Consider the following 22,751-nt stretch of genomic DNA (forward strand, 5'->3'; position numbering starts at 1 on the left):
GCTTGTGACCCTTTAGCTCTCGTTGACCTGCCTGAATGGTCATATCTCCTCGGCTTATGACCTTTTAGCTCTCCTGGACATGCTTGAAGGATCATATCTTCTCTCTTTTTGACCCTTCAGCTTATACGAATCTGTTCGAAGGGTTATATTTCCCCTCGTTATAACCATCATCTTGTCCAGTCCGCTGCCTGGTTACTCAGGGCTTTCATGTTGATAAGGAGCAAGGGGTTGCCTATATTTATTTGACTAAGGAGAAACTGACTGCTTACGGGGTAAATCATGCGGAGGCGGCAAATCTTGTGAATATCCTGTCTTCGATGGCACGGGTTAGAATATGGGTCTTCTTTATTGAATATCCGAAAGAGATTCGCGTTAGGATTCGTTCAAGGAATATTCCGATTGATGACATCGCCCGCAGGTTTGGCGGCGGAGCGCACGCTTTTGCGGCAGGCTCTTCGATTGGATCATGGGAAAAAGCGGATGAAGAAATTGAAGCGTTGAATCGTAAAACTTAAACCGAATATTGGAACTATTTTTGGTTTTTACATAAGGCCAGGTGTTTGTGGTAGTGTAGTACTAATATGCTTATAAGAAGAGCGGATCTGTTCTGGCCGAGGCGTTGAGTGATTGAGCAAGGCACCGATTCGCATGATTTAATGCTTTCTTGATATAAAATGGCGATTTTCGAAAATATTGTTGCTAATGGATTTAATGGTAAAAGCCTAAAGTGGATTGCAGAGGAAGGAACGGCAACATTTAACAACAATCTAAGCGAAAACAGCCTATTAAATAAACACGCTGCAAGTCAGCGTTCAATTATAATGGAGTGATCGTATGGGAAAAGCTAAAGCAAAAACGAAGAGCAGTAAAGGCGGGACAGGTGGCGGAACAGGCAAAAAGGGCTGGAATCGCTGGCAGGCTAGCGCCAATAAAAAGAAGAGTTTTAAGCCTTATACAAGTAAGGGCACGAAACAGCAAAACGAAGAAAAATAGCTCAAAAGAATAATATGAATGACAGCATGGATCCTTTTTGGGTCTAAGACATCTCCGAAGATTTGAAGGGGATTTTTATCCTCTTTCACATCCATGCTGGCCGGTTTTTTACAGCTGGCGCCCTGAATGCCTGCTTGTTCATCTGTTATTAGGAAGCATTAGAACCGTCCAGATACTTCAGGGAAGACTTTTTTGGGAAGAGAAGGCTTGTAAATTTCATATTTTTTATAATGTACTCACTGCTCGCTTCATCAAAACTAAATAATTGCCAAAACAGCGTTCTGCAGTTCCCACATTAAATCTAAATCACCCAGACTACCGGTTTAGCTGGCTTGTCCATCTTTTATAAAAATGATTTAGAACCTTACTGCTCCTCCGCAATCCGCCAATTGCACTCATGGTGAATTATTTTACACTAGCATTCTCTAAGTCGTCCAAAGCATAAATTTCTCGCAAAAACATAAAGCACCTGCTGCCTAATAGACAATCAAGTGCTTTAAATTAATTCATCTATAGGAAATAACCTTTGTTAGTGCTTGAGTAACTCATACAACAACTAATAACTTACTAAATTTCTCGTATACCAAAATTGCTGTATTAGTCTTTATCAAAAATTTGCTCATCAACTTCTTCCAGATAACTTTCAGTATCCAAATGAGATTCTATAAGATTATCTAAAAACTCAATGCTAACCTCTCTATTCTCTTCATATATGTGCACTTTAGCACCAGCCCCTACTAATAAACTTACTATTTTTTTCATTTCCACCAATTCATCAATACCTACTAATTTATACGATATGATAAAATCATGATTATTAAGCAACTCTTTTATTTCAGATATACTCTTATTAGTATTTTTTCTTAAAATTGAAATATACTTGACTTCATTAGGATCTTTTTCTATTTGTATATTCATTTTAGTCCTTTAAATGTCTCCCTCCATGAATGAATTGATAATTAACGATAGGATTATTTGGTTTACCCGGAAGACTTTTTCCAATAAACTCCATGCTACCCTATGAAATGCTTATTTGGTGAAGCTGGAAATATAACTTTGCTCAACCATTCTAATTACATATAAAAAGCACTTGATATTCAAATCATGAATCAAGTGCTATCTTATATTTTTTCCACTTTTCTTTCTACCATTGTAAGTTCATAAAACTATATCTTGATACCCTACTTCTTCTACAACTTCATCTTCAATTTTTATACCCAATCCATCCTCAATGTCCCAAGACACATCACACAATAACCCTAATCTTCTCTTACCATTTCTCCTAACTCTTCTTACAATTAACTCAGTTGGTTTCACTAAATCTGCTAAGCCCGTTAAAGAATCTACCTTAGGTGCAATTTTATTTGCTTGTGATTCATCACCTAACATTTCTCTATATTCATCGACATTCTCAATGTAGTACTCATAGACTTGCTTTTCCACCTCGTTCATAATATTGTTCATATCTTGAATAAAATGTTGGAATGCATCTCTTTGTGTATTTGAAAAATCAGCGTCTTCATGCGCATCAACACTCAATAGTATTTTTTCCTCTACGTTATACATTCTAATAGTCATTTCGCCTCGCCAGAAATTATTTTTATATTCAAGTTCTCCAAACAATTCATCATTAATCAATGTCATTTTTTTTCTCCATTCTTTTGCTAATTCTTCTTCAGCAGTTGAAAAATTATGTTTTCAGTCATTAGTCATATTTTCCAACTTGATCTCACCATAGAAAATGTAGAAAAGGCATCCCATTTTTTTACTCGTATTTTCCTCTATCATGTTCATGGTGGCCTGTTTTTGAGAGCCAACTCCTTGTATGGCTGCTTGTATGGCTGCTTGTATCGCAGCTTGAGAACGTAAGATTCCTCCCACGATTGTGCTGATTTCCTATTGAGGATTATTAATTCAAAAGTATATCTATAAATTTATCAAAGTTTGAATATAATAAAATAAAAAGCACTTGTTACCTAATTGGCAAACAAGTACTTTTTTGACTATTATCAATAGTGTATAAATTTATGTCATCAACCAATTAATTAGCTTTTGCAAAAAACTTTGCTTTAAATGATAAACATCCACCATTACAAAATTTCTCTTAGCATACAAGTTGATATCTCACACATTTTTATAATCAAATAGAATTAAAAAATCTTCTTTCTTGTTAAGCCTTTCTAGATTTGATTTACTATATTCAGTAACAACTGTTACCATTCTATTAATTTCTTCTTCTTTCACAAAGCTGGTTTCAACCGCACTATCCAATATAGTGCTAATACTGTCAGTTGTGATTCCTTCTAATGATTGAGGTAAGTACTTCACTCCTTCACTCTTGAATGCTTCCCAAGATGTATAAGCGACAGCATCAACCATTAAGGACCAAATTCTAGCAATATCTAAGTCATCTTCTTCCTCTGCATATTCAGAAATTCCTGTAAAGTCTGGATTATCAATAAGCTCATATAATTCGTCCCCAGTTACTGTTTGAGATTCAACCCATAACCAACACTTATCTAAAGCTTCTCTACCATCTAAGTATCTTTCATCTTCTACACTAATTTTAATAAACACTTTTTCAGCAATTGTTAAAACAAAGCCGACTTTAACTTCTTTTTGTAAGTCATGAAACGATAAATTTCTCATAGTTGCCTCCTAAGATAATTTACTTAATAATTTTACCATCTTTTAATTTGAAAGATAACAATCCATTTACTTTAACACTGTTATCAACTTCTGATGTTACATCTATAATTAAATTAGGATATTTTTTACTAGCCTGAAAAAATATTCCACTTTTCTCGATGGGATAAGGTTTCAGTAACCCCTTACTACATTTATTACAGACACCTCGGGGGTTAGATTGGTGAATTTTCAATGTACCTGTTACTGAAATTGGTGAAATGCCAGCTTTATTAATTGCGGAATCAAATTCATTTAATACTCCTTCTTCCGCATGCCTCGTAAACTGTGCTAATTTAGGATTTTTCAGATGATCATATGGAGCTCTGAACTCCCTGTTAGGTAAGATTGTATCTAATGAAGGTAATCCTGCCTCTTTTCTAACTTCTGGTGATCCGCCTTCAAAAGTCAAATGTTCAAGTCCTTTAACATCCGTTTTTCCTACTGCAATAGTATTAGTTTCAGGAACATTCCACTTTTTACGAAGTGCATCCAATTCTTCTTTATCCAATTGGATTTTCCTGTTACCCGTACCCCTAACCAAATCTTCAATTTTTCCACTTACATCCCCAACAACCCTCTCAACGCTCTTCGAAGCATTAACAATTGTATCCCCAGCATTTTTTGCTACATCCCTCAAAGTATCCGAATCCATAGGTCCATTGAATGCAAGTGCTCTTGAAATTGGTGTATTCATTACAGCATCCACCATCCGCCCCATCCCCATCTTCGTCCGAACCAGCGGCCCCTTCATAACATCCTCATAAGTCTTTTTCAAAAGGACGTTGATTTTCTCCGGATTCAACACATGCTTGGCTTTTCTGTAGATGTCCGCTGCCTGGTTGCTGAGGGCTTTCATGTTGACGATGGTTTTGAACAGGTTGGACTGGACAAAATCGTTAATCTGTTTTTTGTAGCGGTGGGCTTCTTTTATGACGGTTTCCTTCATGTAGTCTTTGAGTTTTGCAGTGTCCATGACGTTGAAGGGAATGCTTTTTGGTTTTTCTGCATCAGCCAGTTTTCCGAGTTTGCTCAGTTTGCCGGCTTTGCTGACTTTGTCGAGGCCGCCTGTGAAGAAGGTGGCAGCAATTGAAAGGGTGCCGTAGGTAAAGAACCGTGATCTGCTTCGGGCGTCGCCGTTGATGACGTCGCGTTCCCATGCAGCTTCAAGGGCCCCTATCATGGCGCCGATGGTTTCGTCGATGTTGATGACGGCGTTTATGATGCCCATGACCAGTCCAGGGAAATCTGTGAAAATGGCGATGATCAGGTCAAAGAGGCCTACGACAAGATCTTTGACAAACTGGTAGATTCCTTCGACGATTCCGGCTAAGACATCTCCGAAGATTTGGAGGAGATTTTTATCCTCTTTTACATCCGTGGTGGCCGGTTTTTCACAGCTGGCGCCCTGGACTTGTCCATCTGTTTTTACAGTAGCCGGCTGGAAAAGATTTTGCAAGTCGTTTACTTTTTTTACGACCGTCTGCAGTTCATTCTCAAGGTTCGTCAGGAGCGAAGCCTGGCGATGGTCGAATTCTGAGAGCTGTTCGCTCGTTTGATTTTTTTCTCGTCTCGCTTTCTCCACCATTTCTGCGAAGAAGCGGTCGTCTATTTTCGGCAGTGCTACGATGTCAGCGACTCTGTTAATGGTGGCGTTCGTTTCGTTCGTCAGCTGGTTTGTCCGATCTCTGGCTCTGGTTAAATCCTGTTCGACCTGCTGGTCAAGAAAACTCCGGCGGATATAGCCTGAACGGGAGGGCTCCAGGTTGTGGAGTGATTTTTTCATGCTGTCGAGCGTTGTTTGATAGTGTGCGAGAAAGGCAGAGTAGCTCGACATGACAGGGAGGTGATGCTTTTCATAGAAAAAGCGGATGGCCTCCCCGCCTTCACCTTTGAAGGCATCTTCGAGATCAACGATTCCCTTTACCGCCGTTTCAAGCTGCTTGATCTGCTCTGTCTGTGACGTTATTTTTTCTTTCGTTTTGTCAATGGCCGAGTGAAAGGCATCAGCATCAAGTACATGTGTCATCCGTTCCTCACCTTCCTCCAGCGATCGCAGCGGAAAGATGTTCGTCAGCTTTTTTCATCTGATCAACTGATTGCCGGGTTGCATCTGCATTAAGGATAAGCAGTTCCTTATAGGTTTCCATCGCTTTCTGGCAGGCTTCATTTACTTCGTTCAGCTTTTTTATCGCTTCAAGGTCATTTCCAGAACCGATACCTGTAGGAAAATCAGTCTGAAAGGTGTGTATAGCCGCTTTCATGGCGGATAAAGCTTCTTCTATTTCTCCGTAATGGATTTTTATTTCCGTTCCCAATCCGTTCCTCTCCCTTTACCGGGTTTTTTCCGAAAGCAATGCTTCTCTTCGTTCTTCTGCTTCAAGTGAGGCAATGGCTGCTTTTACATGGTTGATCTCTGTCATAATCTGCTGGATTTTTTGATCCAGCACCTGGAATACATCACGAAATTGAGCCATATGAATCTCCTCATGCGCGGGCTGTATGTCGTTTTCCCGAATTCTATGAAACTCATTGGACAGCTCACCGTACCATGTATCTGGCGTTAAATCCGGTTCTGCCGCGAGGTGCCGGCTGCTGAAAAAGTCATACTGGTGATCAGACAATTGGCTGCTGCATGTGCGCAGGCGAGAAAGCTTCTCTTCCAAGTCGCGCAGCTTTGAGTTTTGGGCTGATAAAGACAAAGGTTTGCACCTCCTGTATATACTTACCTCTTCAAATTTTAGCACTTTTTCCCATTTATACCTATTAGCATTTAGTCCCTGTTTGCAGATTCGACACATTTTTTAATGAGTCTAACTGCCTATTCCCCTTTCACTTAGCGTGATGGACTTACCAAAAACACCGCAGTTTTTTATCGGAATCCGCAAAGCGGGACCGCAATTTATCATGTCTTTCTCCATGAAATGAACAAAACACCTGATGCGGGAGACAATCAGGTGTGTTTGTAAATAATCTAGCGTTTCCTTTCTTTATGCTTATCTAATTTTAGCTCCATGATCTCTTTTTCAAGTTTATCGATTCGCTTCTTTGTTGTGTTGCGGGATTTGAAAAAAAGGATGATAAGTGACACAGTCCCAGCGATCAGTGCAATGGTAAAGACCTGAAAAATCACATCTCCTGTATTTAGCATAAAGCAGTATCCTTTCCGGAAATAAGTATAATGAATATACGTTTCCGGCAGGAGAAAGTTTCGTCTTTAGAAATTACCTGTACCCGCTCCCTTTCACAATCAGCACCAAGATCACTGCAAGCAGTAACCCTCCAAGAATAAACGGTCCAAGACCCGAACTGTAGACAAGATACACTTTCACATGCTGAATGGTGGTGACGATCACATAAACGAAGAAAATCAGACTCAGTCCGGCAATCAGCGGAACATATGGATTTCGCTTCAAGTTGATCAGCCCTTTTTAAAAGCTTTTAATTATTCGTATGCCTGCGACAATTTGTATCATGCAAAAAAGGCGCCATTCAATAAAGAATGTGCGCCTTTCATAACTTTACATATCCTGTCCTTTTGTCTCCAATTTCTTTGGAAACAAGGTGTAGCTGAAGCTGATCAGAAAATCCACTCCAAGAACAAGCGTCCAGATCTGCAGTGTTCTAAACAGCTGCTCGGTTTGCTGTCCATTGTTGATATATAAAATAATCGCGCCAAGAAAGGATGCACCAATTCCCCATGCAAGGAGATGGCGCAGCCAGCCTTCCCTTTCACGCTTCGCATGTTCTCCTCCGTGCTTTGCTTTTTTCGGCGGTTTTTCGCCATTGGCAAACCTGTAGGCAAAGTGCCGGTCCGCCCACTTGATCATGCTGTGTCCGAATGCAATACTCACTCCAATGTAAATGGCCGCAACGCCGTGCACCATGGTGGCGGTTGCGCCATTTTTTAAATCAAGTATCGTTGCTGCCAGAAGCACCAGGTCTACAACCGGTGTACAAATCAGTAAAAATGCGCCAAGTTTCTTCTTTTTCAAAAGATATCTTGCAGCCAAACCCGCTAATACAAAGACCCAAAATCCAATTTCACATGCAATAATCAGCCAGCCAATCAAGTAAGCTCCCCCTTATTTAACACAAGTGTATGATTTCATACTAACAGAATGTTTTTTATAATACAACTGTGTTATAATAAAGACATGCCAAAAATAATTGATCATGACAAACGAAAACAGCAAATAGCCGAAGCCACGTGGAAAGTGATTGCCGAGGAAGGCATTGAGCAGGCGACGGTCCGGAAGATTGCAAAAGCGACCGGACTGTCTGCGGGAGCCCTGAGGCACTACTTTTCCACACAGTCTGAGCTGCTTGTATATTCCATGAACCTCGTTTCTGAACGGGTAAAAGAACGGACAATGTCCAAAACGTACCAAGGGGATCCGATCGATCTTGTAAAAGAGGCCCTGTCGGAACTGCTTCCGATTGATGATGAGAGAAGACTGGAAATGGAGGTGTGGCTCGTTTTCTCCGTCAAAACACTTGTAGACGAAAAACTGCGTGCTTTAAGTGAAGATGTTTACGTGGAAATGAAAGAAGGAATCAGCGCCATCATTCAGCTGCTCGTCAATCTTGGACTGCTGAAAGAGGATTGTAATCCGGATGAAGAAGCGGTCAGGCTGCATGTATTAGTCGATGGTCTTGCCGTGCATCACTTGCTGCACCCCGTTTCTTTTACGCAGCAGCAAATGCTGGATGCGCTCCAGTATCATTTGAAATCCATTTGTACGTTTTAAAGGGAGGGCTACTCCGGTCCTCCCTTCAGTACTTCCTGCTGCCAGAGTTGATAGAGATAAATCAAAACTGCCATGAGCGTAAAGGTCAAATATATCTCCCAGTTTGTATAGTTCACAAGCTTATACAAGCCAAGGCTCTCAAACCATTCATTCAAAGGAAAAGCAAACACAGCATCGATTGCCAGATTAATCAGCAAATACAGCTTGAAGTTTCCAAAGGTGAAATAAAATATCCAGATGGTTCCCACTAGGAAGGCTCCGTATACAAACGGAAAGTATGTAATAATCTGCGGCAAAAAAGTTTCTTTCACCACCCACCATTTGTATGTATAGGCGAGCTCGTTCTGCACGGTTACGAGTAGTGATGCAAATATGGCGACCGGCATAAATCGTTTAATGGCGTGCTTTTCTAAAAAAAACAATGATAGCCAGGGAACAAGAAATGATGACCAAATGATAAAATTTTTGAACATACCGTTTCTCCTCACAGGATTAATAGGTATAATCTCTCCTATCCCTGGAAAATCATTCGGGTATAGAACAAAAAGAGCAGCCGCTGATTCTAGTCAGTGACCGCTCTTTTTGTTACATAGCCGTGCAAATTTCAATATAATGACCGTCCGGATCCGTTACATAGGCGACCGTTTGTCCCCATGGTTTGACTGTCGGCTCCTTGACAACAGGCACTCCGGCGCTGCGCAGCTTTTCGATTGTTGCTTCAACATTCTCAACGGTAAATCCGACCTCGAAGCTTTGGGGTGCATCCGTCTTTGGCATGTCCAGTCCAATCAGTTCTTGCACAGACTCACGTGTATTCATAGATAAAGTCGTCGCCCCGGTGTCAAACTCAACATATGTTCCCTGCTGCATTTTCACCTTCAAACCAAGTTGATCACGGTAAAATTTCATTGATTTTTCGAAATCAGTTACATACAGAATGACGTATTTCATCGATAAGTTCATTTGCACAGCCCTCTCTCCGCTTATAGATTAGCTAATTTCTTCCATAGATATAAGCTAAAGCTATTCATTGGAGATGTCAACGGGTGTTACTTGCACGTTCTGCTGTTTTACTTGAAAAAATGCCTCTTTTACTTGAAAATGCACAACCTTTACTTGCCGAATTTCTGCCTTTACTTGAAAATTTCCAGATGCCTCCTAAATTATGAGCCGCAATCCTGTGGTTCACTTAGAATTAAGGCTCTGCTAATCGCCTTTTGTATCTAATGCACTCTATTTAGCTATGCTGCATGGCGTCCGAACAGCGAGTCATCGGTTACTTGCCATCTCCGCCGTTTTACTTGAAAAAATGCGTCTTTTAGTTGAAAATGCACAACCTTTACTTGCTGAATTGCTGCCTTTACTTGAAATCTTCTAGGTGTCTCCTACTTACATCTTTACCAGCCAGATTCAGATCGCAAAAGAAGAAGCTGCCCATCAGCAGCTTCTTCTTTCCTACTATATAAACGCAGCCTCAGCATGCTCCCTCTCCCATTCAAGCAGCCAAGCTTTCCTCTGAATCCCGCCGCCGTAGCCGCCAAGTCCGCCGTCAGAAGCTATCACTCTGTGGCATGGGATCAGAATGCAGAGCTGATTGGCGCCGTTTGCCCGGGCGACGGCTCTGTATGCTTTTGGATTGCCCGCACGGACGGCAAGTTCCTTGTAGCTGATGGTTTCGCCTGGCGGAATCTCTTTCAGAAGCCTCCATACGTTTCGCTGAAATTCAGAACCCGCATCCAAATAAATGGGGGTTTCAAAGGTCAGACATTTACCCGCGAAGTAATCGTTCAGCTCACGTTCAATCTGTTCCAGGACCGAATTGGTTCCCGGAACGATAGCAGCAGCGTGTTTGGCCCTAAGGTTCTCCAGTTCTTTTTCCAATCCCCGGCGGTCAACAAATTCAACTAGATAAAGCACTTCTTCATCCGCAACAGCAACCATCGGGCCAAGCTTGGTTTCGATCCATTTTGCTGTAAACAGCCGGATGTCCCTGTTTTTCTTCGGGACGGCACCCATTGTTTTGGCAAAGGCATCGCGGAAGCCGTTTCCTGACTCATAGCCGCTGTCCAGCTGAGTGTAGATCAAAGGTTTTCCGTTTCGAATGTGCTGAAAGGCCATCCCTAGGCGCCTTGAACGAGCGTATTCGATGAAAGTCATGCCGAACTGTTTCTTAAATTGCCTTCTGGCCGTGTGCGCAGTAATAGACAGCTCATCAAAATCTTTGTCTGTCCACTTTCGCTGAGGATTTTCCTCAATGGCAGCGACGAGTTTTTTCACTTCCGGCGACAGCGTGCTCGGGGTGCTGAGCGGATGACATCTCTTGCAGGGCCTGTAAGAAGCAAGCGCTGCTTCCTGAGCCGTTTTAAAAAACTCGCAGTTTTCTTTCAAAGGCTTTTTCGCAGGACAGGTTGGCCTGCAGAAAATACCCGTTGTTTTTACACCGACAAAAAAGGTGCCTTCGTACGATGAATTTTTCTCAACCAGCATGCTGTAGTAGTGATCAATCATTTTTTGATCATGTATCATTTGGCTTTTCTCCTTTATAAAGACTAATCGTACTAGTATCTTATCAAAAGGAATCGAAACGAAAACCAGAAAAATGAACATCAATTTTTTCACACCGCATGATCATTTTCCCGCTTTCACAACAAACCTGTGCTGCTTCACTTCGAAAAAGCCCTTCTCCTCAATCTCAGTATGAATTGCGAGTAACCGCTCTTTGAACAGGTCAGTGTCAAAATCCGGAACCTGCCAAGGAATGGCCTTTAAATAATAGATAAGAGCTCCGATGTCATAAAAACGCTGAGAAGGATACTCTTCTTTTGCAAACAGTATGGTAAACCCGGCTTCTTTTAGACCATGCAAGGCATTTGAAAGACTCCACTGAAGATATTCTTCATTTGGCTTTACACCAAGAGCCTCATTTATTCCCAGACAATCCAGACCGCCAACCTGCTGTGTCAGAAAGAGTCCTCCCTCTTTTAGGATGCGGCTGACTTCTTCAGGGTCAAAGGATTCATGCTGGTTTAGGATCAAATCAAATGTCCCGTCCGGAAAAGGAAGTTCTGCATCGTTATCAATACGAACCACGGTCACTCCCAATGGCTCCAGTTTGTTTTTGGCGACCGAAACGTTCGGTTCATATCCTTCTGTTGCAAAAACAGTTTCAGGGAACGGCTGCAGTTTTGATAAAAATTCACCGCCACCTGTACCCATATCAAGCATGGATGCTGCATCAGCAATAAGGGATCGCGCCATGCTGCCGTATGACCACGAGAGGAGATCGCTCTGCATTCTTCCGGACTCTGTGATGAAGGAAAAGTCCCATCCTGTGAAGGGTCTTTCCACTTCTTTCATATATTCTTCAAATTTCATCCTGTTCCCTCCTTGTCATTTTTTATGCCATATTCAATGATGTTCGGAGGACCTCTGATTGAAACAAAGCGTTGTTATCGTTCGTGATTAAATGGGTTCATGTCAGTCTCCAATCTGTTAAAACGTTTTGTTACTAAAATTATGGCAAAAAGAATGGATTTGCACAATTCATATTTTCCAATAAATCAAGACACGAAAAAACCAGTCCAATGAAGTCGACTGGTTCTTTTTATGATTAAGATTTTATTACTTCCAAGTAGCGAAGCTGATTTCCGTCTTTCTCAAAGACTTTAAACAAATTGCCCTCAGATTCAATTTCGGTTCCGGTTTCAGCATCAAGATGATGAGTCAGGAACCATCCGCCGATTGTGTCGACATCTAACTCTTCAGTATTGAATGTTGTTCCAAGCAATGTGTTGACATCTTCAATCAAGAGCTTTGAATCCAGGATGTAGTGTCCTTCGTTCAGCTTGCGGATCTCGGGAATCTCATCTTCATCAAATTCATCCCTGATTTCCCCGACGATTTCTTCTAAGATATCTTCAGCTGTTACAAGCCCTGAAGTACCTCCGTATTCGTCAATCAGCACGGCCATGTGTGTACGCTCTTTCTGCATTTTGACAAGAAGATCGTGAATTGCGATGGTTTCAATCACATTAATGACAGGATTAATGTAATCGGCAATTTTTAAAGTGTGGGGATCCTGCTTGTTCATGACTGCAGCTGTAAGCAATTCCTTGATGTTGATAAAGCCCTTAATGTTATCCTTATCCCCGTCAACAACCGGATAACGTGTGTAGTTTTCATTTTTGACAATCTCAAAAATGTTTTCAAAAGAGTCATCGATCGAAATGGATACAATGTCCGTTCTTGGAACCATGATTTCTTTTGCAACTCTTTCATCAAACGCAAAGATATTATTCATATATTTCAGTTCGTTCTTATTGATTTCTCCGCTTTTATAGCTTTCTGAAAGAAGAATTCTAAGCTCCTCTTCAGAGTGCGCTTCTTCATGCTCAGAAGCAGGCTTCAAACCGAACAGGCCAACCAGAATTCTTGCTGAACCGTTCAGGAACCAGATGAATGGGAACATAAGACGGTAAAACCAGATGATTGGAGTCGCAAATACTAGCGTAACCGCTTCGGCTTTTTGAATCGCAACCGTTTTTGGAGCAAGCTCACCGATAACGACGTGCAGAAACGTGACAATGGCAAATGCAATACCGAACGAAAGAATATGGGTCATCGTTTCGTTTATATCAAATCGTTCAAAAAATGGGTGCAGGAGTTTCTCAACCGTTGGCTCTCCAAGCCACCCAAGCCCGAGTGCTGTTATGGTGATTCCAAGCTGACAGGCAGACAAGTATTCATCAAGATGTGTTGTGACTTTTTTTGCTGCAAGCGAGCCCTTTCTGCCCTCTGCAATCAGCTGGTCAATTCTTGAACTTCGGACCTTAACGATGGCAAATTCCGTTGCAACGAAAAAAGCAGTTAATGCAATCAATAAAACAATTAATAAAAGATTTATGGTTGTCAACGAGCGGTCTTACACAGGTAAGACCTACACCTCCAATAAAAGTTTTGTTTAGTTTCAGCCTTCTTCTGACTGACTTCCCTGCACAAAAATCATGACAAATTTAATTAGCTCAAAGAGAGCCATCATCGCACCTGCAACATATGTTAAAGCGGCTGCATTCAGTACTTTCTTCACGCCTTTTTCTTCCTCGTTGTACAAGATGCCGTCTGAGATCATCAGATTTCTGGCACGTTTACTTGCATCAAACTCCACAGGAAGCGTAATTAATTGAAAGGCCACTGCCACTGAAAAAAAGATAATCCCGATTCCAATCAGTGAAAGCTGCTGGAGAAGCATGCCCCCGACAAAAAGGAATGGGGCAATTCCTGATGCCAGGTTCGTTAATGGAAAAAGTTTGTGGCGGAAAACGAGAGCTTTATATGATTCTTTATGCTGTATCGCATGGCCGACTTCGTGTGAAGCCACGGAAACAGATGCAATAGACCTTCCATAATAAACATCTTCTGACAGTCTCACAACGCACTGAACCGGATCATAATGATCTGACAGCATTCCCCTCACAGGTTCTACAGGGACATGATGTAAACCGTTTCTGTCAAGAAGTCTTCGTGCTGTTTCAAAACCTGATAAACCAGTGCGTGTCGGGACTTCCGCCCACTTTTTAAAGTTGCCTTTCACTCTGAATTGTGCCCAGATTGAAATTCCCAATGCAATCAGAATCAGGAAATCCATCGGATGAAAAAACATTTCTTTCCCTCCATTAATTAATGTAAGAGCAGAAGCAATGACTGAATTAATGACAAGCTTTCACTTGATATATTCTTTTTAAGACTCTCATACTTTTCAGGATCTGACTCTTTCAGCTGTTCGAGTGCTTTTGTGACGTCCTGTTCCAGCCCCTGAATTTTAAGGCGGAGCTCAAGCACATCCACTTCCTCCGAAAAACGGCTGATGACCCTTTTTTTAATCTCTTCAAGAGAATGCCCTTCTGCTTTGCTTTTTTCAATAAAAGCAATTCGTTCTATTGAGGAATGATCATAGTATCTGTAATTTGAAGGAGAACGTTCCGCTTTCAGTAAACCCAGTGTTGTGTAATAGTCAATTGTCCTCTTAGTCACACCGGTAATTTCAGCCAATTCTCCAATTTTCAGTTTCTCAGCCCCAAGTCAATCCCCCCTAACCGTAACGTGATGGTTTTATTATATGTGTGACAGTTTATGATTACAACTAAAAGGAACAGACTTCGCAAAATTGTCAAAAGTCTGTTCCTGTCATCCCTTCTCTATGTTGTCTTTTTCAATAACCTTGAATACCTCTACTATTCTCCAGGTATATACCCAATCACTTTATTCGTTTCTTGATCTACCAGAATAACAGGTGCACTCACAGCCGTATTCTCACGGTCCTCAAACTCCACTCTAATAACTTCTTTGCCTATGTACTGTTCGTCCATTAGTTGTGCTTGCCCCTTATTCACCGTGTACGCTGCCACTTCCGCATGTTCCCAGTCGCCATTGGTCCGCTTTTCCCATTGATTCTGTTTCATGAAGTTCCACCCTGCTTTTCTTACCTCTTGATAGCCGTCTGATTCTTCAACAGAACATCCAGCTATAAGCAAGGAAAACAAAGCAAACGGCAGAATGGTATTTTTCATAGTAAAGCTCCTTATATTTAAATATTCTGAAACTTAAACAGATTCTTCTGCGTATACTTATTTAAGACAAGGAGGGCGTGACTATGAACTACAAGAATTATGAAAAGAAACATGTATTCGGAGTAATTGGTTTCCTCATTCTCATCCTGATTCCCTACGCATCTATTCTCTTCCCTTTTATGGTTGCGGATGTGCTGTATGCGACAAATCTGACGTGGTTTATCCAGCTTTCTACTGAAACGTACCTTCTGTATGGAACCGGATTTCTGATGTGGGGACTTGCCGCTTTGATTGCATCTTTCAGAAAAGCGGATCGCACTTCCATCATGTCAGGTATAATTCTTGTGTTCCTCAGCATTGTGCCGTTTACATTCGGAGCTATTCAGCATAAACAGCTCAGTGATGAAGGAATTTCCTACAGCAGCGGGATTAGTCTTGAACAGCATCAGTACACATGGGATGAAGTGGAGAGCGCTGTTTTTCATTTGTCCAGGGAAAATGGAGAACCTTCCGTTATTGAAATTGGATTCAAAGACGGAGAACGTGTCTCCTTATTAAAAGACAAACACTTTACTGCGAATTACAGCTTGTTTCTGCAAAAAGTGAAGCATCACTCGATTGCCTTTACTGGAGAGTAAGAAAGAAAGGTGTTCTTAATGAACACCTCCCACCTTCCCGCTCTTTGGCCGTTTCACAAGTTCACCGCCGCAATTCGGGCAGACAAATTCCATTTCTTCCGTACACTCATGGCAAAATGTGCATTCGTATGTACATATGTAGGCAGAGGAGTTATTTGTCAGGTCTTCTGTACACCTTTGACATGATGTTTTCATTTCTAAAGCCATAGATTCCTCTCCCTTATATTGAATTTATCCAATAGCCTGCCGCAATCACTAAAGGAAAGGTGGCGGCAGCATGAAGACTCAAAATATATTCTCTTTCTTCTCGTTCAAATTTCCATTCCATGAATGTCCTTACTCCTAAAAAGAAGCTGACCCAGACTGTAATAAATAAAGGTGAAAATTCAAAAATCATCAGACCGGCTGCATAAAGTACAATTAAGGTTCCTTCTGTCCACCTTTGGATCCTGTTCGTGCTATGATAAAAGAAGCCCCTTTGTTTCGGTATTCCCAATTTTCGTCTTATCAACTTTTCAGAAAAAGTAATATATAAGAGCACTAACATTATAAATAGCAGAAATTTCAGCATTTTATCCCTCCACATCCATTATATTACAAAATAAAGCAATGAGGATATCTTAAATTTATTCAGATAAAAAAGCCCAGGGCATATTCCCTGGGCACCACAATTATCCAGCCATCTTATGGCCTTGAACCTTTTGATCTTTCTTTTCAAGTGCACGGCTCCATCCAGTGAGGATCACTGCACCTGCGACCATCACACCGCCGATCCAGGCTGTGTGAATCAAACCGATGGAGTCTGTGATGATGCCTCCCAGGAAGGCCCCGATGGCAATTCCTGCGTTAAATGCAGCAATGTTGATGGCAGATGCAACGTCCACGGCACTTGGGACGAAACGTTCTGCAAGCATTACGACGTAAACCTGAAGACCCGGAACGTTCATGAATGCGAACAGTCCCATAACTAAAATGGTGATTAATCCTGCAATTTTAAATGGTGCTGTAAGTGTCAGGACAAAAAGAACAATAGCCTGAGCAATAAACATATAGAAAAGAGCTTTAATCGGATTTTTATTGGACAGCTTGCCGCCGATCATGTTTCCGATGGCAATGGCAATTCCGTATACAAGCAGAATAATGGCAACGGTGCTTTCTTTAAAACCAGTGACTTCCACAAGAAGCGGTGACAGATAAGTGAAAACGACAAATGTTCCGCCGTATCCAAGGGCTGTTATTAAAAAGACAAGCAGCAGACGGCCGTTTTTCACAAGCTTCAGCTGATCGCCAAACGTCGTGCGGTTGCCTTTTTTCAAGTTAGATGGAACAAGAATGCTGTTTGCGATAAGAGCAAGAATACCAATAAGAATAATGACGATAAACGCAAGTCTCCAACCAAACTGCTGGCCGATAAAGGTTCCGAACGGTACGCCTGTTACTGTCGCGACGGTAAGACCTGTAAACATAATAGAAATCGCACTTGCACGGCGGTCTTCAGGAACAAGGTCCGCTGCAATTGTTGAACCAATCGACATGAACACACCATGCGACAGTGCCGCAATCACGCGTCCCGCAAGAAGCATTTCAATGCTTGATGCTCCCGCTGAAAGGCTGTTTCCAAGAATAAAGACAATCATAATCCAAAGGAGTAGCGTCTTACGTGACATATTTGACGTTAAAGATGTTAAGACCGGTGCCCCGAACATGACTCCGACCGCATAAAGGGTGACAGTCAAACCTGCTGTTGTAACAGGTATATTTAAATCCTCTGCAATCATCGGCAGCAGGCCGACACTGATAAACTCCGTTGTTCCGATGGCAAATGCACTGACTGCCAGGGCAAGCAGCGCCCACATACTTCTTTTTTTATCTAAGCTCATTTTTTCTCCTCCTGAAAATTGATATTTATTTTAAAACGTGTATGGTAAAGATCAGCCGGCAAATGTTATTATGAGATATATCGAACATAATGAAAAGTACGTACTTTCAAGTGCTGTAGGAACTAAAAAGTTATGTAGGCACTTTTTGGTGCCTATTAAATAGGAGGATTTAGATGGAGAAGAAATACAACATTCCCGTAGAAGCAACTCTTGAGATTATCGGGGGCAAGTGGAAATGCGTCATCCTCTGTCACTTGACCCACGGCAAGAGACGGACAAATGAATTGAAAAAACTCATGCCCAACATTACGCAAAAAATGCTCACACAGCAGCTTCGCGAGCTTGAAGATGACGGCGTGATCAACAGGATTGTCCATCCAGAAGTTCCGCCGAAAGTGGAGTATGAATTAAGTGAATACGGCTGGAGCCTGCAAAGCATTCTGGATTCCCTTTGCGCCTGGGGAGAAAATCACATCACGAAGGTGTACGGTGATAAATCAGCGGTGCTTGAAGAAAGCATTTTGAATAAATAAGCGAAATTCCACTCAGGGGTTTCGTTTTTTTTTGCTTTTAATGTTAGAACAAAATGGTATATTTAATAAGTCGTTCATTTTTCTGAGAAAGGAGGAAATCACATGCATTGGTATCTAGACGTTATTAAGAAATATGCGGTGTTTCAAGGCCGCGCAAGACGCAAAGAATACTGGATGTTCACTCTGTTCAACTTTATTGTGACAATTCTTTTAACGATTGTTGAATATATGACTGGAATACAGTCTGTTCTCGTTATCATTTATTCTCTTATTGTTCTTCTGCCTTCACTTGGTGTTGCTGTGCGCAGACTGCATGACATCGGCAAAACCGGCTGGTGGCTGCTAATCAGCCTTATCCCGGTTATCGGCGGAATTGTCCTGCTTGTTTTCAACTGTTTGGACAGTGAGCCTGGAGCTAACAAGTACGGTCCAAGTCCGAAATAAGAAAAACGGACTCTGTGAAAGCAAAATGAAAGCGAAATCCCTTATTCAGGATTTCGCTTTTTTACATGGTCTTGCTGCCCTTTACTCCGTTAATCGAGTACTCAGCTGTAATTTCAGCATTGAGGGATTGTGAGACGGAACAGTATTTATCTTTGGAAAGCTGAATGGCCCGGATCACTTTTTCTTCAGGAAGATCGCCTTCCAGTTTGTAATGAATATGAATGGCTGTAAACCGTTTTGGATGGTCCTCTGCTCTTGTGCCGGTGAGATCCATTTCAAATGCGGACGGATTGAGACGCATTTTCTGCAGGATGCTGATGATATCAATGCCCGTACAGCCGGCAACCGCATGAAGCAGAAGCTCGGTCGGCCTTGCTCCGGTGTTCTCTCCACCCACTTCTTCTGAGGCATCCATTTTCACTTCGTGTCCGGACGGGGTGTTGCCGGAGAAGCTCATTTTCCCATTCCACTTAATTGACGTATCCATAGCTAATTCTCCTTCGTGTCGTTGGTCTCTTTATGTTTTCTCAACGTCCGTCTTCTATTCCCTGATTTGTCCATTTCCCGAAATGTAGTGCTTTGTCGAAGTCAGCGCCGGCAATCCCATCGGTCCCCGTGCATGCAGTTTTTGCGTGCTGATGCCGATTTCCGCACCGTAGCCGAATTCAAAGCCATCTGTAAAACGGGTCGATGCATTGTGATAAACAGCTGCCGCATCAACGCGGGATTGAAATTCATGCGCATTTTTCAGGTCTTCTGTAATGATGGCTTCCGAATGCTTAGTTCCGTATGTGTTGATGTGCTTAATTGCTTCATCTGTATTTTTCACTGTTTTTACACTGGCGGTCAGTGCCAGATATTCAGTGGCCCAGTCTTCCTCACTTGCCGGTTTTGCCTGAGGAAAAAGTGACACGATGCGGTCATCGGCGATGATTTCAACGGAATGATCATGCAGGGACTGCAGCATGTTTTTCCCGTGCTGCTCAAGCCATTTTTCATGTATTAGAATTGATTCAATTGCGTTGCAGACAGAAGGACGCTGCGTTTTTGCATTCAGAACAATTCTTACTGCCATTTCAGGGTCTGCCGATTCGTCGATAAAAAGATGACAATTGCCCGCACCTGTTTCGAGAACAGGTACAGAAGACTCTCTCACGACGGTGTCGATCAGGTTCTTCCCGCCCCTCGGAATAAGAACGTCTAAGTATTGATTTAGCGTGAAAAGCTGTTTGGCTGTTTCTCTGCTTGTGTCTTCAATCAGCTGAACCGCTTCATGATGAATGGATGTCTGCTCAAGAGCGCGGTGAATCACGCTGACGAGTGCCTTATTTGAATGGATGGAAGAAGAACTGCCTCTTAAAATAACCGCATTTCCTGTTTTGAGCGACAGGGTTGCAGCGTCGATCGTCACATTAGGCCGGGCTTCATAAATCATTCCGATCACGCCGAGCGGCACTCGTTTTTTCTGAATAAGCAGCCCGTTTTCTTTTTGGATCGTCTCAAGCACCTCTCCGACAGGGTCCTCCAGGCGGATTAACTGGCGGATGGCAAGAGCCATATCATCAATTCTTTTTTCAGTCAGCAGCATGCGGTCCAGGATGGAATCCGTCATGCCGGCTTTTTTTCCTGCCTCAATATCTTTTTGATTTTCTTTTATTAAAAAATCACACTCCGCTTCCAGCTGCCTTGCGATTAGTTCCAGCGCACGGTTTTTTTCTTCGGTCGGCACCTGCATCATGTCATAGCTGACAGCCTTGGCAATTTTCCCTTTCCTCATCACTTCACTCATGGTTATCCCTCCGTTTCACGCTTTGACCCATCGGTCGCGGTGTATCACTTCGATGGACGCAAGCACAGCTCCTGCTTCTTTTGTCCGTTTTCCCATTACCTGCTTTAACGTTTCAGAGGAACAAAAAACCTCTCCTTTACCGAGCATCCCGTTCGGTCCGTGAACTTCCACAACGTCTCCGGTTTCAAATGTTCCCGAAATGTCACAAACACCTGCAGGCAATAAACTTTTCCCCTTCATAATGAGGGCAGACTCTGCTCCTTCATCAATAAAAATTTTCCCTTTGACTAAAGAATGAAGGGCAATCCACTGTTTACTGCTTTTCAGGAAAGAGCGGGCTTCTATATAGGTCCCGTCACCATCACCGTTCAAGATGCGGATGAACTTATCATCACCTTTTCCCGTACCTATAAAAACGGATACACCAAGCTCAATGGCTGTTTTCGCCGCAGCAAGCTTGGATTTCATCCCGCCGGTTCCGACTGAAGATCCCGCCCCTTCCGCTCCGAGCATCATCTCATCCGTAATGCCGGTCAAACGTTCATACCTTTTCGCATCAGCATGATCGCGCGGATTTTTGTCATACAGTCCGTTGATATCCGTTAAAATAACGAGGTCATCTGCCTGAACAAGCCCGCTGACAAGGGCAGACAGCATGTCATTATCGCCAAACGTCAGCTCCTCAACAGAAACCGTATCATTTTCATTGATGATCGGGATAATGCCCCTGTCAAGCAATTCACGAATCGTTGCAAAAGCATTTCTGTAACGCTCTTTTGATGAAAAATCTGTCCGGGTCAGCAAAATCTGGGCAGGAACAAAGCCGTATGCCCCAAGCTGAGCCATATACGCTTGAATTAGCAGGCTCTGGCCGACAGCAGCCGCCGCCTGCCTGCCTTTAAGCGTAAGGGGTCTGGCCGGATAGCCAAGCCTGCGGAAACCTGCCGCAACAGCTCCCGATGAAACGAGCAGCACTTCATGCCCTGCCTGTCTGAGCCGCGCAAGCGCTGCAATATGATCGGTGAACTTTTCCTGATCGATTTCACCTTTCCTGTTCGTAAGAGAACTGCTCCCGATTTTAACAACAATCCGTTTTTTCATGAGGGTTGGCCTCCTTTAGTTTAGTAGGGGATGGAAGAGTTTATTGGGCAGAAGTGCCGACGGGTTATGACCTTTTAGCTGATGTTTTTTAGTATGAAGGGTCATATTTGGCCGGCTTATGACTTTTCAGCTCCTGCTTTTTTGTTTGAAGGCTCATATCTTACCTGCTTATGACCTTTCAGCTGATGCTTCTTTGAATAAGGGGTTAAATTACACCGTTTTTTGACCCCTCAGCTTCTGCCTAAGAAATAAAAAAAGCCCTCCCCGTCCTGTAAAATAAGGACGAAAAGGGCTTTGCTCTCCGTGGTACCACCTTGGTTGGATGCACGTGGCATCCCGCTTTGCCTGATAACGCCAGGCTGATGGCGCCTGTGTGTTTGGCACAGGACTCGGCAGGCAGGTTCTGCGGCTTTGCTGCTGCGGGGTCTCTCAGCTTATAAACCCCGCTCTCTTTTGCACAAAGTCCCGCATACTAGTCCCGCTTCAGCGTTCATTGATTTTTATATATTATGCGCAGTCGGAAGGCTTATGTCAATTGTTTTTTTCATAATAATTGGCAAGTTCGATAATCATCGCACCCATTCGTTCAAGATCAGGAGCGAGGGGATTCTCTACACCTTCCTCTGTAAGGGCTTCGGCAGTAATTTTTCCGACAGCTACAGGGAGTGTGCGCGTTTTGAAGACTTCAAGTACATCCTTCGTTAAATCATGCTCCTTCACATACTGAAAAAATTCCCGAACCTGGATGGCAGCGGTAAAGCATACCGCGTCAATTTCTCCAGCTTTCAGTTCTTCGCAAAGGAGGCTGACGGCTTTTTCATCAGGTGAAATGTGACGGTACGGGAGGAGCTGATGGACAGATGCCCCTTTTTCTTCAAGAAACTTAATTAGAGCAGGCGCTGTTTCACCGTGGAGCTGCACCATGACTCTTTTTCCGGAAAAATCTTCATTTTCCAAAGCCCGGACAAGGCCCCTGGTCGTTCCATCATCATCTTTTTTTAATGGCGTCAATCCAAGCTTTTTGAGCGAAGCGAAGGTCTTGTATCCCCTTGAAGCAATGTTCGACTCGCGGAGCTGTCTTAAAAAGGCTTCTTCCTCCCCCAGCTGATAGGACAGCTTCACCAGCGTTTCTGTTCCCATTCCTGTCGTCAGGATGGTCCAGTCCGCACCCTCATTTATGTACTTGCGAAGATCAGGTTCCACCTGCTCTTCAGCCAGAAAAACGGTTCCCTGCAGAGAGCGGACAAGCGGAATCCCTCCCTGTTTTTTAATCAGCGTACTGATTTCATCTGTTTTTCTCGATCCTGCAATCACAACTTTTTTTCCTTGTAATCCTCTTCCCATGCTGTGAGTCCCCATTTCCTGCGATCT

Annotated in this window: 30 protein-coding genes; 6 read left to right on the forward strand and 24 right to left on the reverse strand. The window is 42.7% G+C overall.

Translation table 11 applies throughout. The features are described 5' to 3' along the window. The first annotated feature begins 242 nt into the window (after positions 1–242). Together MHB63_02485 and MHB63_02490 are read left to right on the forward strand one after the other, a co-directional pair. Positions 243–515, forward strand: a complete 273-nt coding sequence (locus tag MHB63_02485) for a DHHA1 domain-containing protein (protein ID MEK3805454.1) — start codon at positions 243–245, stop codon at positions 513–515. A gap of 319 nt (positions 516–834) precedes the next feature. Then, complete coding sequence (locus tag MHB63_02490) at positions 835–993, forward strand: DUF3934 family protein (GenBank protein ID MEK3805455.1); 159 nt, start codon at positions 835–837, stop codon at positions 991–993. A 597-nt stretch (positions 994–1,590) separates the two neighbouring features. Here MHB63_02490 and MHB63_02495 read toward each other — a convergent pair. The 9 genes from MHB63_02495 to MHB63_02535 form a co-directional block, all read right to left on the reverse strand. Further along, positions 1,591–1,911, reverse strand: a complete 321-nt coding sequence (locus MHB63_02495; protein ID MEK3805456.1) for a hypothetical protein — start codon at positions 1,909–1,911, stop codon at positions 1,591–1,593. A gap of 240 nt (positions 1,912–2,151) precedes the next feature. Then, positions 2,152–2,637 (reverse strand): hypothetical protein, encoded by a 486-nt coding sequence (locus MHB63_02500; protein ID MEK3805457.1) that lies wholly within the window; start codon positions 2,635–2,637, stop codon positions 2,152–2,154. A gap of 480 nt (positions 2,638–3,117) precedes the next feature. After that, on the reverse strand, positions 3,118–3,642 hold the full coding sequence (locus tag MHB63_02505; GenBank protein MEK3805458.1) for an Imm6 family immunity protein: 525 nt from the start codon (positions 3,640–3,642) through the stop codon (positions 3,118–3,120). Between the two features lie 19 nt (positions 3,643–3,661). Next, the gene (locus MHB63_02510; GenBank protein ID MEK3805459.1) at positions 3,662–5,707 is read right to left on the reverse strand and encodes an LXG domain-containing protein; all 2,046 of its coding nucleotides are present in this window, start codon (positions 5,705–5,707) and stop codon (positions 3,662–3,664) included. 7 nt (positions 5,708–5,714) lie between these two features. Beyond that, positions 5,715–5,996 carry a YwqI/YxiC family protein gene (locus tag MHB63_02515; GenBank protein ID MEK3805460.1) on the reverse strand — a complete coding sequence of 94 codons (282 nt, stop codon included), beginning with the start codon at positions 5,994–5,996 and terminating at the stop codon, positions 5,715–5,717. Between the two features lie 15 nt (positions 5,997–6,011). Continuing rightward, positions 6,012–6,380, reverse strand: coding sequence for a DUF5082 family protein (locus MHB63_02520; GenBank protein MEK3805461.1), 369 nt, complete (start codon positions 6,378–6,380; stop codon positions 6,012–6,014). Positions 6,381–6,652: 272 nt separating this feature from the next. After that, on the reverse strand, positions 6,653–6,829 hold the full coding sequence (locus MHB63_02525) for a hypothetical protein (GenBank protein ID MEK3805462.1): 177 nt from the start codon (positions 6,827–6,829) through the stop codon (positions 6,653–6,655). Positions 6,830–6,902: 73 nt separating this feature from the next. Next, positions 6,903–7,094, reverse strand: coding sequence for a hypothetical protein (locus MHB63_02530; protein ID MEK3805463.1), 192 nt, complete (start codon positions 7,092–7,094; stop codon positions 6,903–6,905). Between the two features lie 105 nt (positions 7,095–7,199). Further along, a complete protein-coding gene (locus tag MHB63_02535; GenBank protein ID MEK3805464.1) occupies positions 7,200–7,751 on the reverse strand; it encodes a hypothetical protein in 552 nt (183 codons plus the stop codon). A gap of 84 nt (positions 7,752–7,835) precedes the next feature. On the opposite strand from MHB63_02535, the gene MHB63_02540 reads away from it, so the two are divergent. After that, on the forward strand, positions 7,836–8,429 hold the full coding sequence (locus MHB63_02540) for a TetR/AcrR family transcriptional regulator (protein ID MEK3805465.1): 594 nt from the start codon (positions 7,836–7,838) through the stop codon (positions 8,427–8,429). 8 nt (positions 8,430–8,437) lie between these two features. Here the strand turns inward: MHB63_02540 and MHB63_02545 are convergent, their stop codons facing one another. The 8 genes from MHB63_02545 to MHB63_02580 form a co-directional block, all read right to left on the reverse strand. Next, a complete protein-coding gene (locus MHB63_02545) occupies positions 8,438–8,902 on the reverse strand; it encodes a hypothetical protein (GenBank protein ID MEK3805466.1) in 465 nt (154 codons plus the stop codon). A gap of 112 nt (positions 8,903–9,014) precedes the next feature. Next, positions 9,015–9,392 (reverse strand): VOC family protein, encoded by a 378-nt coding sequence (locus MHB63_02550; GenBank protein ID MEK3805467.1) that lies wholly within the window; start codon positions 9,390–9,392, stop codon positions 9,015–9,017. Positions 9,393–9,887: 495 nt separating this feature from the next. Continuing rightward, on the reverse strand, positions 9,888–10,955 hold the full coding sequence (locus tag MHB63_02555; protein MEK3805468.1) for a trifunctional transcriptional activator/DNA repair protein Ada/methylated-DNA--[protein]-cysteine S-methyltransferase: 1,068 nt from the start codon (positions 10,953–10,955) through the stop codon (positions 9,888–9,890). A gap of 102 nt (positions 10,956–11,057) precedes the next feature. Further along, positions 11,058–11,804, reverse strand: a complete 747-nt coding sequence (locus tag MHB63_02560; GenBank protein MEK3805469.1) for a class I SAM-dependent methyltransferase — start codon at positions 11,802–11,804, stop codon at positions 11,058–11,060. A gap of 235 nt (positions 11,805–12,039) precedes the next feature. Further along, entirely contained in the window at positions 12,040–13,341 is a 1,302-nt protein-coding gene (locus MHB63_02565; protein ID MEK3805470.1) for a hemolysin family protein, read from the reverse strand. Between the two features lie 54 nt (positions 13,342–13,395). Then, entirely contained in the window at positions 13,396–14,088 is a 693-nt protein-coding gene (locus MHB63_02570; protein ID MEK3805471.1) for a zinc metallopeptidase, read from the reverse strand. Between the two features lie 17 nt (positions 14,089–14,105). Next, entirely contained in the window at positions 14,106–14,477 is a 372-nt protein-coding gene (locus MHB63_02575; GenBank protein ID MEK3805472.1) for a MerR family transcriptional regulator, read from the reverse strand. Positions 14,478–14,659: 182 nt separating this feature from the next. After that, positions 14,660–14,995, reverse strand: coding sequence for a hypothetical protein (locus MHB63_02580; GenBank protein MEK3805473.1), 336 nt, complete (start codon positions 14,993–14,995; stop codon positions 14,660–14,662). A gap of 83 nt (positions 14,996–15,078) precedes the next feature. Between MHB63_02580 and MHB63_02585 the strand changes: the two genes are divergently transcribed. Beyond that, a complete protein-coding gene (locus MHB63_02585; protein ID MEK3805474.1) occupies positions 15,079–15,633 on the forward strand; it encodes a hypothetical protein in 555 nt (184 codons plus the stop codon). A gap of 15 nt (positions 15,634–15,648) precedes the next feature. Here the strand turns inward: MHB63_02585 and MHB63_02590 are convergent, their stop codons facing one another. From MHB63_02590 to MHB63_02600, 3 genes are all read right to left on the reverse strand, one after another. Then, a complete protein-coding gene (locus MHB63_02590; protein MEK3805475.1) occupies positions 15,649–15,840 on the reverse strand; it encodes a DUF1272 domain-containing protein in 192 nt (63 codons plus the stop codon). 13 nt (positions 15,841–15,853) lie between these two features. Then, entirely contained in the window at positions 15,854–16,204 is a 351-nt protein-coding gene (locus MHB63_02595; protein ID MEK3805476.1) for a DUF4181 domain-containing protein, read from the reverse strand. 100 nt (positions 16,205–16,304) lie between these two features. Then, positions 16,305–17,513 carry an MFS transporter gene (locus MHB63_02600; GenBank protein MEK3805477.1) on the reverse strand — a complete coding sequence of 403 codons (1,209 nt, stop codon included), beginning with the start codon at positions 17,511–17,513 and terminating at the stop codon, positions 16,305–16,307. Positions 17,514–17,686: 173 nt separating this feature from the next. Between MHB63_02600 and MHB63_02605 the strand changes: the two genes are divergently transcribed. Together MHB63_02605 and MHB63_02610 are read left to right on the forward strand one after the other, a co-directional pair. Then, positions 17,687–18,046 carry a helix-turn-helix domain-containing protein gene (locus MHB63_02605; protein ID MEK3805478.1) on the forward strand — a complete coding sequence of 120 codons (360 nt, stop codon included), beginning with the start codon at positions 17,687–17,689 and terminating at the stop codon, positions 18,044–18,046. A 102-nt stretch (positions 18,047–18,148) separates the two neighbouring features. Then, the gene (locus MHB63_02610) at positions 18,149–18,490 is read left to right on the forward strand and encodes a DUF805 domain-containing protein (GenBank protein ID MEK3805479.1); all 342 of its coding nucleotides are present in this window, start codon (positions 18,149–18,151) and stop codon (positions 18,488–18,490) included. A 61-nt stretch (positions 18,491–18,551) separates the two neighbouring features. Here the strand turns inward: MHB63_02610 and MHB63_02615 are convergent, their stop codons facing one another. The 4 genes from MHB63_02615 to MHB63_02630 all read right to left on the reverse strand — a co-directional run bounded on the left by MHB63_02615 (position 18,552) and on the right by MHB63_02630 (position 22,724). Beyond that, a complete protein-coding gene (locus MHB63_02615) occupies positions 18,552–18,977 on the reverse strand; it encodes an OsmC family protein (protein ID MEK3805480.1) in 426 nt (141 codons plus the stop codon). A 54-nt stretch (positions 18,978–19,031) separates the two neighbouring features. Further along, positions 19,032–20,279 carry a glutamate-5-semialdehyde dehydrogenase gene (locus tag MHB63_02620; GenBank protein MEK3805481.1) on the reverse strand — a complete coding sequence of 416 codons (1,248 nt, stop codon included), beginning with the start codon at positions 20,277–20,279 and terminating at the stop codon, positions 19,032–19,034. A 15-nt stretch (positions 20,280–20,294) separates the two neighbouring features. Continuing rightward, entirely contained in the window at positions 20,295–21,380 is a 1,086-nt protein-coding gene (proB, locus tag MHB63_02625) for a glutamate 5-kinase (GenBank protein ID MEK3805482.1), read from the reverse strand. Between the two features lie 531 nt (positions 21,381–21,911). Beyond that, complete coding sequence (locus tag MHB63_02630) at positions 21,912–22,724, reverse strand: uroporphyrinogen-III synthase (protein ID MEK3805483.1); 813 nt, start codon at positions 22,722–22,724, stop codon at positions 21,912–21,914. Positions 22,725–22,751 lie beyond the last annotated feature (27 nt).

This window comes from Bacillus sp. FSL H8-0547, assembly GCA_038002745.1.
GTDB lineage: Bacteria > Bacillota > Bacilli > Bacillales > Bacillaceae > Bacillus_P.

Bases quoted from the DNA above. Each gene is read 5' to 3' on its own strand.
- MHB63_02605 (MEK3805478.1), top strand. From the start codon at position 17,687: ATGGAGAAGAAATACAACATTCCCGTAGAAGCAACTCTTGAGATTATC.
- MHB63_02580 (MEK3805473.1), bottom strand. From the start codon at position 14,995: ATGAAAAATACCATTCTGCCGTTTGCTTTGTTTTCCTTGCTTATAGCT.
- MHB63_02570 (MEK3805471.1), bottom strand. From the start codon at position 14,088: ATGTTTTTTCATCCGATGGATTTCCTGATTCTGATTGCATTGGGAATT.
- MHB63_02590 (MEK3805475.1), bottom strand. From the start codon at position 15,840: ATGGCTTTAGAAATGAAAACATCATGTCAAAGGTGTACAGAAGACCTG.
- MHB63_02505 (MEK3805458.1), bottom strand. From the start codon at position 3,642: ATGAGAAATTTATCGTTTCATGACTTACAAAAAGAAGTTAAAGTCGGC.
- MHB63_02560 (MEK3805469.1), bottom strand. From the start codon at position 11,804: ATGAAATTTGAAGAATATATGAAAGAAGTGGAAAGACCCTTCACAGGA.
- MHB63_02620 (MEK3805481.1), bottom strand. From the start codon at position 20,279: ATGAGTGAAGTGATGAGGAAAGGGAAAATTGCCAAGGCTGTCAGCTAT.
- MHB63_02510 (MEK3805459.1), bottom strand. From the start codon at position 5,707: ATGACACATGTACTTGATGCTGATGCCTTTCACTCGGCCATTGACAAA.
- MHB63_02585 (MEK3805474.1), top strand. From the start codon at position 15,079: ATGAACTACAAGAATTATGAAAAGAAACATGTATTCGGAGTAATTGGT.
- MHB63_02540 (MEK3805465.1), top strand. From the start codon at position 7,836: ATGCCAAAAATAATTGATCATGACAAACGAAAACAGCAAATAGCCGAA.
- MHB63_02550 (MEK3805467.1), bottom strand. From the start codon at position 9,392: ATGAACTTATCGATGAAATACGTCATTCTGTATGTAACTGATTTCGAA.
- MHB63_02490 (MEK3805455.1), top strand. From the start codon at position 835: ATGGGAAAAGCTAAAGCAAAAACGAAGAGCAGTAAAGGCGGGACAGGT.
- MHB63_02495 (MEK3805456.1), bottom strand. From the start codon at position 1,911: ATGAATATACAAATAGAAAAAGATCCTAATGAAGTCAAGTATATTTCA.
- MHB63_02610 (MEK3805479.1), top strand. From the start codon at position 18,149: ATGCATTGGTATCTAGACGTTATTAAGAAATATGCGGTGTTTCAAGGC.
- MHB63_02545 (MEK3805466.1), bottom strand. From the start codon at position 8,902: ATGTTCAAAAATTTTATCATTTGGTCATCATTTCTTGTTCCCTGGCTA.
- MHB63_02525 (MEK3805462.1), bottom strand. From the start codon at position 6,829: ATGCTAAATACAGGAGATGTGATTTTTCAGGTCTTTACCATTGCACTG.
- MHB63_02630 (MEK3805483.1), bottom strand. From the start codon at position 22,724: ATGGGAAGAGGATTACAAGGAAAAAAAGTTGTGATTGCAGGATCGAGA.
- MHB63_02500 (MEK3805457.1), bottom strand. From the start codon at position 2,637: ATGACATTGATTAATGATGAATTGTTTGGAGAACTTGAATATAAAAAT.
- MHB63_02555 (MEK3805468.1), bottom strand. From the start codon at position 10,955: ATGATACATGATCAAAAAATGATTGATCACTACTACAGCATGCTGGTT.
- proB (MEK3805482.1), bottom strand. From the start codon at position 21,380: ATGAAAAAACGGATTGTTGTTAAAATCGGGAGCAGTTCTCTTACGAAC.
- MHB63_02615 (MEK3805480.1), bottom strand. From the start codon at position 18,977: ATGGATACGTCAATTAAGTGGAATGGGAAAATGAGCTTCTCCGGCAAC.
- MHB63_02595 (MEK3805476.1), bottom strand. From the start codon at position 16,204: ATGCTGAAATTTCTGCTATTTATAATGTTAGTGCTCTTATATATTACT.
- MHB63_02600 (MEK3805477.1), bottom strand. From the start codon at position 17,513: ATGAGCTTAGATAAAAAAAGAAGTATGTGGGCGCTGCTTGCCCTGGCA.